Annotated in this window: 13 protein-coding genes; 2 read left to right on the plus strand and 11 right to left on the minus strand. The window is 68.8% G+C overall.

Features of this window, described 5'->3' with window-relative positions; translation table 11 throughout:
- Positions 1 to 18: 18 nt before the first annotated feature.
- The 6 genes from G1C96_RS02350 to G1C96_RS02375 form a co-directional block, all read right to left on the minus strand.
- Positions 19 to 933: a putative ABC transporter permease gene (locus tag G1C96_RS02350; protein WP_169275233.1), complete on the minus strand. Its 915-nt coding sequence runs from the start codon at positions 931 to 933 to the stop codon at positions 19 to 21.
- A 50-nt stretch (positions 934 to 983) separates the two neighbouring features.
- The gene (locus tag G1C96_RS02355) at positions 984 to 1493 is read right to left on the minus strand and encodes an HD domain-containing protein (RefSeq protein ID WP_169275234.1); all 510 of its coding nucleotides are present in this window, start codon (positions 1491 to 1493) and stop codon (positions 984 to 986) included.
- 159 nt (positions 1494 to 1652) lie between these two features.
- Entirely contained in the window at positions 1653 to 3125 is a 1473-nt protein-coding gene (gene argH, locus G1C96_RS02360; protein ID WP_169275016.1) for an argininosuccinate lyase, read from the minus strand.
- Positions 3126 to 3526: 401 nt separating this feature from the next.
- Positions 3527 to 4849: an ABC transporter permease gene (locus G1C96_RS02365; RefSeq protein ID WP_169275017.1), complete on the minus strand. Its 1323-nt coding sequence runs from the start codon at positions 4847 to 4849 to the stop codon at positions 3527 to 3529.
- The gene (locus tag G1C96_RS02370) at positions 4836 to 6113 is read right to left on the minus strand and encodes an ABC transporter permease (protein ID WP_169275018.1); all 1278 of its coding nucleotides are present in this window, start codon (positions 6111 to 6113) and stop codon (positions 4836 to 4838) included. The genes G1C96_RS02365 and G1C96_RS02370 overlap by 14 nt, the downstream gene beginning before the upstream one ends.
- Before the next feature lie 17 nt (positions 6114 to 6130).
- Entirely contained in the window at positions 6131 to 7114 is a 984-nt protein-coding gene (locus tag G1C96_RS02375; protein WP_169275019.1) for an ABC transporter ATP-binding protein, read from the minus strand.
- A 203-nt stretch (positions 7115 to 7317) separates the two neighbouring features.
- On the opposite strand from G1C96_RS02375, the gene G1C96_RS02380 reads away from it, so the two are divergent.
- Both G1C96_RS02380 and G1C96_RS02385 read left to right on the plus strand, forming a co-directional pair.
- Entirely contained in the window at positions 7318 to 8724 is a 1407-nt protein-coding gene (locus G1C96_RS02380) for a sensor histidine kinase (protein WP_335341905.1), read from the plus strand.
- Positions 8702 to 9376, plus strand: a complete 675-nt coding sequence (locus G1C96_RS02385; protein ID WP_169275020.1) for a response regulator transcription factor — start codon at positions 8702 to 8704, stop codon at positions 9374 to 9376. Before G1C96_RS02380 ends, G1C96_RS02385 begins: the two co-directional genes overlap by 23 nt.
- Positions 9377 to 9676: 300 nt before the next feature.
- On the opposite strand, the gene G1C96_RS02390 is transcribed toward G1C96_RS02385, so the two are convergent.
- From G1C96_RS02390 to argB, 5 genes are all read right to left on the minus strand, one after another.
- Positions 9677 to 10915 (minus strand): argininosuccinate synthase, encoded by a 1239-nt coding sequence (locus tag G1C96_RS02390; RefSeq protein WP_169275021.1) that lies wholly within the window; start codon positions 10913 to 10915, stop codon positions 9677 to 9679.
- Positions 10916 to 11032: 117 nt separating this feature from the next.
- Positions 11033 to 11554 (minus strand): arginine repressor, encoded by a 522-nt coding sequence (locus G1C96_RS02395; RefSeq protein ID WP_169275022.1) that lies wholly within the window; start codon positions 11552 to 11554, stop codon positions 11033 to 11035.
- An 8-nt stretch (positions 11555 to 11562) separates the two neighbouring features.
- The gene (gene argF, locus G1C96_RS02400) at positions 11563 to 12537 is read right to left on the minus strand and encodes an ornithine carbamoyltransferase (protein WP_169275023.1); all 975 of its coding nucleotides are present in this window, start codon (positions 12535 to 12537) and stop codon (positions 11563 to 11565) included.
- A gap of 89 nt (positions 12538 to 12626) precedes the next feature.
- Positions 12627 to 13919: an acetylornithine transaminase gene (locus tag G1C96_RS02405; protein WP_169275024.1), complete on the minus strand. Its 1293-nt coding sequence runs from the start codon at positions 13917 to 13919 to the stop codon at positions 12627 to 12629.
- Positions 13903 to 14826, minus strand: coding sequence for an acetylglutamate kinase (gene argB, locus G1C96_RS02410; protein ID WP_470286886.1), 924 nt, complete (start codon positions 14824 to 14826; stop codon positions 13903 to 13905). The genes G1C96_RS02405 and argB overlap by 17 nt, the downstream gene beginning before the upstream one ends.
- Positions 14827 to 14863 lie beyond the last annotated feature (37 nt).

Here is a 14863-nt window from a genome sequence, read left to right on the forward strand (position 1 = left end):
TCGGCGCTGCGCCGCCGGTCACGCTCGGCGCTCCCCCGCGTCGCGATGCGGGCCGTCGCTGCGGGCCTCCCCTCCGGTCTCCTCGTCGATCGCTCCGTCACCGTCGCGGCGCGCCCCGGCGAACGCCTCGTGCAGCTGGGCGATGACGTCGCGGTGGTCGAGCGACGTGAATTCGGGGAACGCGGAGAACATGCGCCGCTGCTGGCGGGTGAAGATCTGGTTCGCGGCGTCGCGCAGACGCTCCAGCGAGGACTGCGGTCCGCGGGAGATCGTGCGGAACGCGCCCTCCATCGCGCTGCCCACGGCCTCGCGCCCGGCGCCGAACGACTCGCCGGCGCGCGCAGCGTATCCGCCAACCGCGGCGCGCGCCGCATCGCCGTAGCGCCCGGCCATGCGTCCGAAGCGCTCGACGCGCGCCATGAACCCGCTCATGCCGGAAAGCGTCACCGCGATGTCCGTGCACAGCAGGACGGCGCACACCGCGGCGGCCGCGTGTACGGCGGGCAGCGGCACCGCGACCGTCAGACGCCAGACGAGCGGCTGCACCCAGTGGACGATGACGACGCTGAACGTACCGAAGATCACGGCGCCCAGCAGGCACACGCGGCCGTTGATGTTGAACCGGTACTGCGAATAGTCCCACCAGCGGGCGTCGAAGAGCTTCTCCATCGCCCACGACGTGAGGTATTCAAGCACCGTGGCGCACAGCGCGCCCACGAGGAACAGCAGCACCGGGTTGCGCAGCGGCTCGAGGATCACCGCGGCGCCCACCGCGCCCACGCCGTAGATCGGGCAGATGGGGCCGTTGAGGAATCCGCGGTTGACGGGCCGGCGCTCCTGGATGGAGACGACGATCGACTCGTAGACCCAGCCGACGAAGCTGTAGGCCAGCGTCCACAGGAACAGGTACTCGAGCACCGTCAGCGGCGTCATGCCCAGATCCCCGAGCGCATGCAGCGTCTCGGGCGTGATGACCGCGACCGTCATCGCGTCAGCTCCGGACGGTCGAACCGCGACATGGACAGCGTCTCGCGCGTGGCGCTGATCTTGTCCGCCGCGGTGATGAGATAGCCCTCCACGTAGCGCGGCGGGACGGGCGTGAGCGGGAACATGTGGTGCGCGATGCTGTCGCGTTCGATGCGGTCGAGCGTGAAGTCTCGCATGGCGTTGCGCAGCGCCGTGCGTCCGTGCGTGAAGCCGTGCAGGCGGTGCGCGCCGTTGTCGTCGTCGTGCCAGTCGTAGAGGAAGTAGTCGTGCAGCAGCGCAGCGCGGATCAGCGAGGCGAGGTGCACGCGGCGCCACAGGTGGAGTCGGTCGGCGAGCCATACGGCCAGACACGCCACGCGGATGGAGTGGGAGAACGTGGTGACGGCGCCGTGCTGGTAGCAGCGGCGCTCGATGGCCATGTGCCGGTGTCCGATGATGTCCGCGCCGTGCCGCTGCACCAGCGCGCGGATCTCGTTGCGTGTCAATAGACGTCCCACTGGTCCCATCCTCATGCGTCCGACGGCGTTAACCCGTCACTTTCCCTTGCTGTGATGCATTCTAGACGGCAAGACGGCACGCGGCATCGTCCGTCGGAACGATTCGGGGCTCCCCGACGGCGTGGACGGGGAGCCCCGAAGGAAGGATCGCGGCGGATCGGTCGCCGATCAGAAGCTGCCGGGCGCCTTGTAGGCGGGGCCGTCGGACGTGGAGTCGGCGAACAGCTTGAGCTCTTCGACCTCGGCCTTGGCGTCGACGATCTGCTCGCGCACGCGGCCGTAGGCGGTGCCGCCCTTGCCGTTGCGGGAGTTGACCGAGCCGTGGCTGGAGAGCACTTCGCGCACCTGCGGGGCCTTGTCGGCGGGCAGGAAGCCGTTGAATGCGCCGATGAAGTCGTCGTCGGTGAGATCCCACAGCTCCTGGCCGCGGCCTTCGGCGATCTTGACGCAGGCGCCGGAAAGCTCGTGCGCGTGGCGGAACGGCACGCCGTTCTTGACCAGCCATTCGGCGATGTCGGTGGCGAGGGCGAAACCGGTGGGCGCCTCGGCTTCGAGACGGTCGGCGTCGAAGCGCATGGTGGCGACCATGCCGGTGAACGCGGGCAGCAGCACTTCGAGCGTGTCGACCTGGTCGAACACGGCTTCCTTGTCTTCCTGCAGATCGCGCGCGTACGCGGTGGGCAGGCCCTTGAGCGTGGCCAGAAGGCCGGTCAGGTCGCCGATGAGACGGCCGGACTTGCCGCGCGCCAGCTCGGCGATGTCCGGGTTCTTCTTCTGCGGCATGATCGAGGAGCCGGTGGAGTAGCCGTCGTCGAGCTTGACGAACGCGAACTCCTGCGTGTTCCAGATGATGATCTCCTCGCTCAGGCGGGAGATGTCGACGCCGGCCATGGCGGCCACGAACGCGAACTCGGCCACGAGATCGCGGCTGGCCGTGCCGTCGATGGAGTTGTCGGTGACGCGGGAGAAGCCGAGCTCGCGCGCCACGGCCTCCGGGTCGAGGCCGAGCGTGTTGCCGGCGAGCGCGCCGGAACCGTAGGGCGATGCGTTGATGCGGCGGTCCCAGTCGATGAGGCGCTGCACGTCGCGCAGCAGCGGCCACGCATGCGCCATGAGCTGGTGGGCGAGCAGCACGGGCTGGGCGTGCTGCATGTGCGTGCGGCCGGGCATGACGGTCTTGCCGGCCTTCTCGCTCTGCGCGATCAGCGCGTTGGCGAGGCCGAGCAGCTGGCCGGCGATGACGCGCGCGTGGCGGCGCAGCCACATGCGGATCAGGCAGGCGATCTGGTCGTTGCGGGAGCGGCCGGCGCGCAGCTTGCCGCCGAGTTCGTCGCCGGCGATGTCGATGAGGCCGCGTTCCAGCGCGGTGGCCTCGTCCTCGTCGTCCTCGATGGGCGCGAAGCTGCCGTCGTCCACGCGGCGCTGCAGCTCGTCGAGCGCGTCCTCCATGCGCTTGAGCTCGTCGGCGCTCAGGAGGCCGGCGCGGCCGAGCGCGCGGGCGTGGGCGCGGGAGCCGGCGATGTCGTCGTCGGCGAGACGCCAGTCGAACTGGGTGGACTTGCTCAGGCGCGCCAGCTCCGGCGACGGACCGGAGGTGAAGCGGCCGCCCCACAGGGCGAGGTGTTCGTTGTTGTCGGCCATGCGTGTGCTCCTTGCGACAAGGTTGTTCTGTCCGATTCAGATCGCATGCCAGCCTATCAGCGCGCGGCTACATCGCGCCGGACGCGCCGTCGATGTGCTTCGCGCACAGTGAGCGGATCCAGTTCCGGCATGCGCACAGTGAGCGGATGCAGTCTTAGCACGCACAAACTGAGCAGATGTAGTTCCGGCACGCGCAAAGTGAGCAAATCCAGTTCTGGCATATGCAAAGTGAGCGGATCCAGTTCCGTAGAGGCCGAATCAGCGCCCTACGGAACTGGATTTGCTCATTGTGCGATGGCAGAGACTCAATCCGCTCAGTCTGTGCTGGCCGATGACCAGCCGATGGCACGATCGTTCCAACCTGCGCCAAGCACCCCGCAGGTTGGAACGAACGGTTCGGCTCACGCCTCGGCGAGCTGCGTGACGGCCGGGGCGACCGCCGTGGGACGGGAGCGGCGGATGCGGCCGGCGGCCAGACCTAGGAAGACGAACGCCACGGCGAACAGCGCCACGATGCCGGTGGAGACGGCCCATCCGGCCACGTCCGCTCCCCCGGATGCGGCCGTGCCGATGCCGAGCGCGTCGTCGATGGCCGCGCTGTACCACCAGCCGGGCAGCATGCGACCGATGGCGAGCATCGGCGCGGGGATCATGTCGAGCGGGAACGTGGCGCCCGAGGTGAACAGGAGCAGCAGGCCGAACACGTTGGCGAATCCGTTGGCCAGCGTGTCGCTGGTCCCGGCCTCGCCGAGCAGGAAGCCGCAGGCCACGGTCATCAGCGCATAGACGCAGGCCGATGCGATCGCCCTGAGCGTGCCGACCGGTGGCAGGTCCGTCGGATTCAGTCCGCCCGCGATCATGAGCGCCACGGCGGCGAGCAGGTAGCCGGCCACTACGATCAGCGCGAACGCGCACAGGGTGGCCATGCGCTGCATGCCCATCGTCGCGGAACGCTGCGGCGAGGCGAACAGGCGGCGCCTGGTCTCGCCGTCGTTGAACACGCCGGACACGAGCGACGTGCAGACGGTCATCGCAAGGAACAGCGGGTAGAGCGCCGCCTTGATCATGTCGCCGAAGCCGGACGCGGCCTGCTCCGCGGCGGACGTCGCGCCTTCAGCCGCAGCGCCGGAGCGGTCGACTGCGATCGTGCGGTTCGCATCCCCGTCTGCGGCGACGTCCCGCACCGTCTGCGCAGCAGCGTCCAGCGCGGCAAGGTCCGGGGATGCCGACGAGGACTGCGCTGCGCTCGCGCCGATCAGCTCCGTGCGCGTCAGCGACAGGAATCCGCTGGCGGCAATGGACGCGGTCGCGCCCACGCCGGACGTGTAGCTGGTGACGGTCTCGACGACCGGAGCCTGCCCGCCGTCCTTCGCAGAGGCGAGCAGCTCGTCCGCGTAGCCCGACGGGATGATGACGATCAGATCGACCCAGTTCGAAGCGACCGCCTGCTGCAGGGTCTCGGGATCGTCGGCGAGATCCGTCATGTCGGCGTCGGCGGCCAGATACGCGCGCAGCGATGCGGCGATGCTGCCGCGGTTGCCGTCGCGGTCCACGATGGCGACGGTCGCCCTGCCGGGATCGTAGGCGTCGCCCGCGGTGTCCTTGCCGCTCGTCAGCGTCGAGCCCGTGATGGCGAGCATCATGATGCCGATGACGATCAGGTAGATGATGATGTAGAGCTTGTGCGCGATGAGCACGCGCACCGTTGCCTTACAGGTGTTCATAGCGCTGCTCCTTGAGCATGGCCGCGCCGGCGGCGAGGAACACGGCGCTCATGGCAAGCAGAACGCCGCAGGTTCCGATGAACGGACGGTAGCTGTCGTAGTAGAGGATGTCGTAGAACAGGTTCGTCACCTGCTGCGCGGGGTTGATGAGCGCAAGAACGGGCGCATGGCGCGCGATCCAGTCGCTCAGGTCCATCGCGAACTGGCCGTACAGGCCGGAGAACAGCGACAGGGCGCATGGGATCGCGCTCGTCAGGCCCACCTTCACGCTGTGCCGCAGCCGCGGTATCGCGCCGATCATCGTGCCGAGCGCGCATGCCATGAACGAGGCCACCGCCACGGCCGCCACGGCGGCCGGCTCGCGTCCGCCCAGCGGCACGTCGCACACGTAGCGAATGTAGGCAAGCGCGATGGTGAGGCTCACGCCGGAGCACAGCCAGCCGGCGAGGAATCCGGCCAGCAGCTGGCGGCCGCGCCCGAGCGGCGCCACCGTGCGGCGGATGCCCAGCGGCGACAGGTTCGCCTGCGCGTAGGTGACCGCCGAGATCGCATATCCCATGGCCATGAGGCAGGCCATGCCGAGCAGCGCATAGAAGTACCGGGCCGTCATGTCCGGTTTGACGTTCGTGAGCGAAACCTCGCGCGCCGCTCCCGCGGTGTTGCCCACGGACGACCAGAACGCCTGGCTCGACGCCGCTTCGGGGTGGGCGGCGAGCAGGTCGCGCACGGTCGCGTCGGTGCGGTTGTACAGGCCGATCATGCTGTTGAGCACGGCGACCGCGACCGCGCCGTTCGTGTCGGTGGGCGAGATGCCGCCCATCGCCTCCGCGGCGGACGGCGACAGCGCCAGCGCGATGCGCCCGTCGCCGTCCACGCGCAGGTAGCCCTTCGCGCTGCCGTCCGCAAGCGCGGCGCGGGCGCCGTCGATGGACTCGGCCGGAGTGGCGTCCACGAGCCGCTCGACCGTGGCGTACTCAGTGGCGTCCTGCTCGGATTCCGCGGCGTTCCCGGATTCCGCCGCCTGCCCTGACGCAGTCGCCTGCCCGGACATCGCGCCGATGAACGCCTGCGCGCCGGGCGCCTGATCCCAGTTCGCGTCCTCGACCACTGCGAGCGGCAGCGCCCTGACCTCATAGCCCTTCGCCAGATCGCCGAGCATGCCGTTGAACAGGGTGGCCAGCGCCAGCGGGAAGACGATGAGCCAGAACAGCGCCTGCCGGTTGCGCAGGTTCGCCTTGAGGGTCATGACGAATGTGGACCACATGGCTGTCTCCTTTCCGGTCAGTCGCGCAGCGCCTTGCCGGTGAGCTCCAGGAACACGTCGTTGAGCGTCGGCGGGCGGCTGGTGAGGTGTCCGATGTTCACGCCGGCGGCGCGCAGCACGCCGAGCAGATCCACGAGGTTGTGCTCGCCGCGGCGGCAGCGCACATCGAGCTCGCGGCCGTCGTAGGAGGCCTCTACGACGAATCCGAGCGCGCGCACGGCGGCGAGCGTCTCGTCGGCGACGTCCGGCGATTCGACGGTGATGCGTTCGCCCGCGTCGATCATGGTCTTGAGCTCGTCGGCGGTGCCGAGCGCCAGATGCCTGCCGTGATCCATGATGAGGATGCGGTCGCAGATCTCCTCGACCTCCTCCATGTAGTGGCTGGTGTACACCACGGTCGCGCCCGCCTCGTTGAGACGCCTGATGCCTTCGAGGATCGCGTTGCGACTCTGCGGGTCCACGGCCACGGTCGGCTCGTCGAAGAAGACGAGGTCGGGCCTGTGCGCGATGCCGCAGGCGATGTTGAGGCGCCGCAGCAGGCCGCCGGAGAGCTTGCCGGGACGGAACCTGCGGAAGTCGCCGAGTCCGGCGAATTCGATCGCCTCCTCGACGAGCGGAGTGCGGTCCGCCTTCCTTGGCACGTAGAGCGAGCAGAAGTAGTCGATGTTCTCTTCGACGGTCAGCTCGTTGAGCACGGCCACGTTCTGCGGCACGAGGCCGATGCGCCGCTTGAGCGCGTAGCTGGCGGGCGTCATCGGCTCGCCGAAGACGCGGATCGTGCCCGAATCGTAGGTGAGCAGCGCCAGGATGCAGTTGATCGCCGTGGTCTTGCCGGAGCCGTTGGGGCCCAGCAGACCGAAGATCTCGCCTCGGCGCACCTCGAGGTCGAAGTGGTCGAGCGCCACCATGTCGCCGTAGCGTTTGACGAGCTTCGAGACGCTGATGGCCGGCGTTGCGGCTTCCTGGGCGCGAGTCCCGAGGACGGTGTTGCTGTTCGCCATGTCCGCTCCTTTCCTGTGGATGGCTTCATCGTCGCATGCGGGACGCGTGCCCTGCCACCTGCGAACGTCACGTTTGCCGCGCTGGACGGTGACATTTGTCACCGGTTCCGTGCGGGTCGTGCACGAGCGGGTCGCCTGCGGACGGGTCGCCTGCATGCGGGTAGGCTGGAGGCAAAGGGTGACGATGAGCATCGGAGGATGCCGTGCGGATCATGGCCGAGAAGGGACTGCTGCTGGCGCTGTGCATGGCGTGCGCTCTGATCGTCCGCGTCGCCGCAGCGTCCGCCGTTGGCGCTGTTGGCGATGCCGGCAGCATGGCGAGCGCGGCGGCAGCCGTCGTGGATGCGTCGCTGGTCGTGGCGCTGCTGACGGCGGTGGCCGCTTCGGGCGCAGCCGAATGGCTTGCCGCGAGCCGGGCGGCATGGGCGCCTCCTGCCGCGTTCGCGCTGCTAGCCGTGTTCGACGGGGATTGTCGCATGTTCCTGCCGCTTGCCGCATTCGATGCGGCGCGGATTGCTCCGCTCATGCGCTCGGCGATGTCGGCGCGGCTGGCTCAGGCTGCCGCCTGGTCGTCGACGCCATGGCTGGCGCGCGCTGCGACGGCGGCGCGCTGGCTGTGGGCGCTGCCGCTGGCCTGCTTGCTGCTTGATGCGCGTTCCGGCCCCGCGCAGGCTGCGGCTGCGGCGCTGCTCGTGCCGGCTGCGGCGATCGGCTTCGCGCTGGGAGCGGATGCGCGACGGACGGCGACGCTGCGCACGCTGCTGCGCCGGTCGGATGACCGGCTTCGCGAGTCGTCGCGGTCGATTCGCGTCAGGCTGGCGGATGTGGCCGAGGAACGCGCCCAGTCGGTGCGCATGGCCACGCTTGGCGAACGGTCGCGCATCGCCCGCGACATTCACGACAACGTGGGGCATCTGCTGACGCGTGCGATCATGCAAACGCAGGCCGGACGCGCCGTGGCCGAAGCGACCGGGGACGCCACGGCCGCCGGCGGATTCGCCGCACTGGGCGGCACCTTGGATGATGCGATGACGATGGTGCGCCGGTCGGTGCACGATCTGGAGGATGACGGCGTTGACTTCGCGGCGCAGATCGCCGACGCGTCCCGCGCGTTCGCCGACGTGGGCGGCAGGCTTGCCGTGCATCTGGAGAACGACGTCGCGTCGGCGCCGGCACCCGTTGCGCGATGCCTGGCCACGGTGATCCGCGAAGCGCTGGCCAATGTGGTGCACCACAGCGAGGCGCGCGAGGCGACGGTGACGCTGCGCGACTTTCCGGCGTTCTGGCAGCTGGTCGTCTATGATCCCGGACCGGCCTCGACCGCTGGCGCGAGCGCCGCGGACGGTGCGCGACACGGCCAGGACGGCATGGGAGGCGACCCGGCGCGCGGCATGGGAATCGCGGACATCGAGGCTCGGGTGCGCGCGCTGGGCGGCACGGCGTCATGCGGCCCCTATGGCGCGGGGTGGCGCGTGTTCGCCGCCGTGCCCAAGGCGCGCTGGAGCGAGTCCGAGGGAATGCGGAGGGACGGACGACATGGAACGGACGACATGGAACAGTCGGCCGGATGGAACGGAAGGAGCGGGGATGACCATTGCGATCGTGGATGACGACCCGATCGTCTGCCAGTCGCTGGAGACGATTCTGACTGCGACCGGCGCGGCCAAGGTGCTGTGGACGGCGAACGACGGCGACGAGGCGGTCGAACGATATTTCGCGGCGCCGTCCAGCCGCCCGGATGTGCTGCTCATCGACATTCAGATGCCGGGCCGTGACGGCATCGACGCGTCCCGGGAGATTCTGCGCAGGGATCCTGCGGCGCGCATCCTGTTCCTCACCACGTTTGCGGACCGCGCGTACATCACGACGGCGATGGCGCTGGGCGCCAAAGGGTATCTGATCAAGCAGGACGTTGCGGCGGTGGGTCCGGCGATCCAGTCGGTCATGGCCGGTCAGGTGGTGCTGGGCGAGGACGTGCTCGGCAAGCTCACCGGCAGCGGCCCGGATGCTGCGGGAGCCCAGTCCGCAGCCGTGCAGATGCAGGATTCGGCGGCGGATGCGGCATCGCTGGATGCGCTGCTCGGCGACAAGGAGAAGGATGTCGCCGCGCTGGTGGCCGAAGGGCTCGACAACCGCGACATCGCGCATCGGCTGTACCTGAGCGAGGGCACCGTGCGCAACCGGATCAGCGGCATGCTCGACAAGCTCGGGCTGACCAACCGCACGCAGCTCGCCATCCTCTGGATCAACGCGCACCGGTAGGCGCTGACTGCCTCTCTTCCCCATCTCTCCCATCGATGAGCGCACTGATACTGGGTGCGCTGCGATCGTCGAGGACCATGATCGCCACCGAACCGCAATCGTCGATGAACCGCAATCCTCAGCGAACCGCAATCATTGGTGAACTACGATCCCCCAGCGAATCCCAATCGCTCCAATCGCAGACGATATGCACAACGGGGACCGGCCCGCATGGACCAGTCCCCGTCTATTCAGCCATTCAGCTATGCAGCTATTCGCCTATTCGGCTATGCAGCCGCTGCGACGCTCACTCTGCGACGCTCACTCGACGGTGTTCTCGGGAACGTCGATGGCGTTGCCGAACTTGATGTCGCGGGCGGCGGCCACGCGGCTCGGCAGGCCGTAGATGTCGATGAAGCCGTTGGAGGACTTCTGGTCGAAGGTGTCGCCGGAATCGTAGGTGGCCAGCTTGTAGTCGTACAGGGACGCGTCGGAGCGACGGCCGGTGACGACGGCGCGGCCGCCGTGCAGCACCATGCGGATCTCGCCGGACACGTACTTCTGCGTGTCCTCGATGAACGCGTTCAGCGACTGCGTGGCCGGGGAGAACCACTGCGCGTCGTAGACCAGCTCGGCCCAGCGCTTGTCGATGTCGCGCTTGATGCGGTGCTGCTCGCGCTCCAGGCAGCAGTTCTCCAGCTCCTGATGCGCGGTGATGAGCGCCACGGCGCCCGGGGCCTCGTACAGCTCGCGGGACTTGATGCCCACGAGACGGTCCTCGATGAGGTCGATGCGGCCGATGCCCTGCGCGCCGGCGCGGCGGTTCATCTCTTCGATGGCCTGCAGCGGGGTGACGTCGCGGCCGTCGATCTTGACCGGGATGCCTTCCTTGAACTCGATGACGACCTCGTCCTCGACGGGCGGGAACGCCGGATCGTCGGTGTAGGAGTAGCAGTCCTTGGTGGGCGCGTTCCACGGATCCTCGAGGAAGCCGGTCTCGATGGCGCGGCCCCACACGTTCTGGTCGATGGAGTACGGGCTCTTCTCGGTCTGCTCGATGGGCAGCTTGTGCTCCTTGGCGAACGCGATCTCCACGTCGCGGGTCAGCGACAGGTCGCGGATCGGGCTAATGGCCTTGAGCTTCGGGTCGATGGAGGCGATGGACACCTCGAAGCGCACCTGATCGTTGCCCTTGCCGGTGCAGCCGTGGGAGATGGTGTCGGCGCCGAACTGGTGGGCGGCGCGCACCAGGTGCTTGCTGATGAGCGGGCGGGAGATGGCGGAGACCAGCGGGTACACGCCCTCGTACATGGCGTTGGCCTTGAGGGCCTTCATGCAGTACTCGTTGGCGAACTCGTCGCGGGCGTCCACGACGTATGCCTCGACGGCGCCGCACGCCAGCGCGCGGTTCTTGATGGTCTCGAGGCTCTCGCCGCCCTGGCCGACGTCGAGGGACACCGCGACGACGTCCTTGCCGGTGCGCTCCTTGAGGTACGAGATGGCGACCGACGTGTCAAGACCGCCGGAGTACGCCAGAACGAGACGATTGTTGTCTGCCATGGAATGCCTTTCTCACGAATGCGTTGAGCATGAGTATATGCATAGGTACGTATAATTATGCACGGCGTGTCGGAATGTGGTCCCCGCCCGCGTTCCGGCGGACGGGGACCACAAGGCTCACTTCGAGGCCACGGCCAGCAGCCAGTCGGCGCGCTTGCGCGCCACGTCGTCGCTTTCCGCGATGACCATGACCGTGTCGTCGCCGGCGATGGTGCCGAGCACGCCGGCGATGGGCTGGCGGTCGATCACCGAGGCGACGTACTGCGCCGCGCCGGACGGCGTGTGCACGACGATGAGGTTCCTCGCCGCCGCCACCGACGTGATGAGGCCGCTGAGGATGCGACCGATCTGCTGACCGGCCCGGGCCTCCCCCACCATGCCCTGCGCCGCCGCCTCGAGCATGCTCGGGGTGGCGTACGCGGTGGTGCCGTCGGGGCGGCGCACCTTGGCGGCGTGGATCTCGTCGAGGTCACGGCTCAGCGTGGCCTGCGTGGCCTCGATGCCCTCCTTGGCCAGCACCTCGGAGAGCTGCTGCTGGGAGGTGATCACATACCTCGCCAGCGCGTCCTCGATCGCGCTGTGCCGCGCCGCGCGCGAGCTGGGGCGCTGCAGCGGGTTGGATGATTCGGCTTCGCCCATGAGCCGCCTCAGGCGACGTCCCCGAGCAGGCTCATGTCGTCGCGCTGCTGGGCGATGAGCCAGGTGAGCAGCGCCTTCTGGGCGTGCAGGCGGTTCTCGGCCTCGTCCCACACCACGGACTGCGGACCGTCGATCACCGAGGCGGTGACCTCCTTGCCGCGGTAGGCCGGCAGGCAGTGCTGGAACAGCGCGTCCGGCTTGGCGAGGGCCATGAGCTCGTCGTTGACCTGGTAGTTCCAGAACGGCTTGGAGCGGATGGCGTACTCGGCTTCCTCGCCCATGGAGACCCACGTGTCGGTGAAGACGCAGTCGGCGTCCCTGACCGCCTCCCTGGCGTCGGTGGTCACGAGGACGGAGCCGCCGTTCTCGGCCGCGATGCGCTCGGCGTCCGCCACGATGGCCGGATCCGGCAGGTAGCCGTACGGGCCGGCCACGCGCACGTGCATGCCGGCGACGGCGCCGCCGAGCAGGTACGAGTTGGACATGTTGTTGGCCGCGTCGCCCACGTAGGCGATGGTCTTGCCCTTGAGGGCGTCCACGCCGCCACGGAACTGCGCGATGGTGAGGAAGTCCGCGAGGATCTGGCACGGGTGGAACTGGTCGGTCAACGCGTTGACGACGGGGCAGGTGGCGTACTTGGCCATCTCCTCCACGCGGTCCTGACCGAAGGTGCGCCAGACGATGCCGTAGGCCATGTGGGTGAGCACGCGCGCGGTGTCGGCCACCGGTTCGCCGCGGCCCAGCTGGGAGCTGGACTTGTCGATGACGAGCGGGTAGCCGCCGAGCTCGGCCACGCCGATCGAGAAGCTGGAGCGGGTGCGGGTGCTGGGCTTGTCGAACAGCACGGCCACGGCCTGCGGGCCCTCGAACGGACGGGAGTAGAAACGGTTCTCGCGGAAGCGCATGCCCAGTTCGAGGATCTGCTTCTGCTCCTCGTGGTTCACGTCGTCGTCGCGCAGCATGTGGCGCAGTTGTCCGGTCATGTCACGTTCTCCTTATGTTGGATGGGTGGATGTGGTTGATGAGTGGAAAGGTGCCGGCGGGGCGGAACGGTCCCCGAGCCGGTCGCCGGTCAGTCGTCGGGCAGATCGGTGGGCGCCTTGGCGAGGACGGCGACGAGCTGGTCCACGTCCTGCTCGGTGACGATCAGCGGCGGGGCGAAGCGCAGCGCATCGGGGGCCACGGCGTTGACGATCAGGCCGCGTTCGAGCGCCCAGTTCGCCAGCGCGTGCGAGCACGGGTGCGCCAGTTCGACGGCGTCGAGCAGACCGCGGCCTCGCGTGGAGACGTACAGCGGGTTGCCGGTCTCCATGAGTCCCTCGCGCAGCTGACGGCCGCGCTCCTCGGCGTTGGCGAGCAGGTTCTCGTCCTCGATCGCGCCCAGCGTGGCCAGTGCCGCGGCGGCGCCGAGCGGATTGCCGGCGAACGTGGAGCCGTGCGAGCCCGGCGTGAACAGGGAGGAGAGTCTGGAGCCGAAGGCGATGAGGCCGCCCATCGGGAAGCCGCCGGCCACGCCCTTGGCAAACGTGACGGCGTCCGGCGTGATGCCGCCGGAGAGGTCCTCGCGCTGGAAGGCGAACCACTTGCCGGTGCGGCCGATGCCGGTCTGCACCTCGTCGATGATGAGCAGCGCCTGATGCCTGTCGCACAGCGCGCGCACCTGACGCACGTACTCCGCGCCGAGCGGACGCACGCCGGCTTCGCCCTGGATGAGCTCCATGATGACGGCGGCGACGGGCCCCTTGCCGAACTCGCCCACGCCGGTGGCGGCGAAGGCGTCGCGCATGGCCTGGATGTCCCCGGACTCCACGAACTCGATGGCGGGCACGAGCGGCTCGAAGGGCTTGCGGATGGCGGGCTTCCACGTGGCGGACAGCGCGCCGAGCGTGCGGCCGTGGAAGCCGTGCGTCAGGGCGATGATGCGCGCGGGCTTGCCGCCGATGGCCGGCAGGGCGCCCGGCAGGGTGCGGCCGTACAGCTTGGCGAGCTTGAGCGCCGCCTCGTTGCCCTCAGCGCCGGAGTTGCCGAAGTACACGTGCGAGCCCTCGGGCGCGCCCGCCAGCCTCACGAGCTTCGCGGCGAGCTCGATCTGCGGCTCGGTGGCGAAGTAGTTGCTGGTGTGCGCCACCTTGGCGGCCTGCGCGGACACCGCCTCGACCCACTTGGGGTGCGCGTAGCCGAGCGCGTTCACGGCGATGCCGCCGAGGAAGTCGAGGTATTCGTTGCCGTCGACGTCCCAGATGTGCGCGCCCCTGCCGTGGTCCATGACGCGCAGCGGCGTGCCGAACACGTTCATGTGCACGTCACGGTACTCGCCGATCCACTTGCTGTCCTCGGGTCCGAGTGTCTCAGTTGCCGTAGCCATAGGAGCTCCTCATCTCGATGCCGTCCTCGGGAACGACCATGGTGCCGATGCCCGCGGAGGTAAAGATCTCGTTCAGGATGGAATGGGGCTTGCGCCCGTCGATGATGTGCGCCTGCGGCACGCCGCCGTCGATGGCGCGCACGCACGCCTCCATCTTGGGCCTCATGCCGGATTCGAGGTCAGGCAGCATGTCGCGCAGGTTCTCCACGCCGATGCGTCCGATCAGGGAGTTCCTGTCCGGCCAGTCGGCGTACAGGCCGTCCACGTCCGTGAGGATGACGAGCTTGCGCGCGCCCACGGCGGCGGCCAGCGCGGCGGCGGCCGAATCGGCGTTCACGTTGAGCACCTCGGTGGCGTCGTCCTCGTTGGGCGCCACGGAGGAGACGACCGGGATGCGGCCGGCCGCGACGAGGTCCTCCACGGCGGAGGCGTCCACGCTCACCACGTCGCCCACCAGACCGATGTCCGTGGGCTTGCCGTCGATGACGGGCTTGCGCTGCATGGCGGAGAACAGGCCTCCGTCCTCGCCGGACAGGCCGACCGCCATGGGGCCGTGCGCGTTGATGAGCCCCACCAGCTCGCGCGACACCTTGCCGGTGAGCACCATGCGCACCACGTCCATGGCCTCCGGCGTGGTGACGCGCAGGCCGCCCTTGAACTCGGACTCGATGTTGAGCGCCTTGAGCATCCGCGAGATCTGCGGTCCGCCGCCGTGCACGACGATCGGGTGCAGACCAACCTGACGCAGGAACACCATGTCCTCGGCGAAGCACTGCTTGAGATGCTCGTCCACCATGGCGTTGCCGCCGTACTTGACGACGATGCGCTGCCCGGCGAACTCCTCGAGCCACGGGAGCGCCTCGATGAGCACCTCCGCCTTCTGGTCGGCCCGCAGGTCGGTATGCACGTCGAAGTGGAAACCGGGTCCCTTGACCTCTGCCAAT

It is taken from the genome of Bifidobacterium moraviense, from assembly GCF_012932365.1.
Classification (GTDB): domain Bacteria; phylum Actinomycetota; class Actinomycetes; order Actinomycetales; family Bifidobacteriaceae; genus Bifidobacterium; species Bifidobacterium moraviense.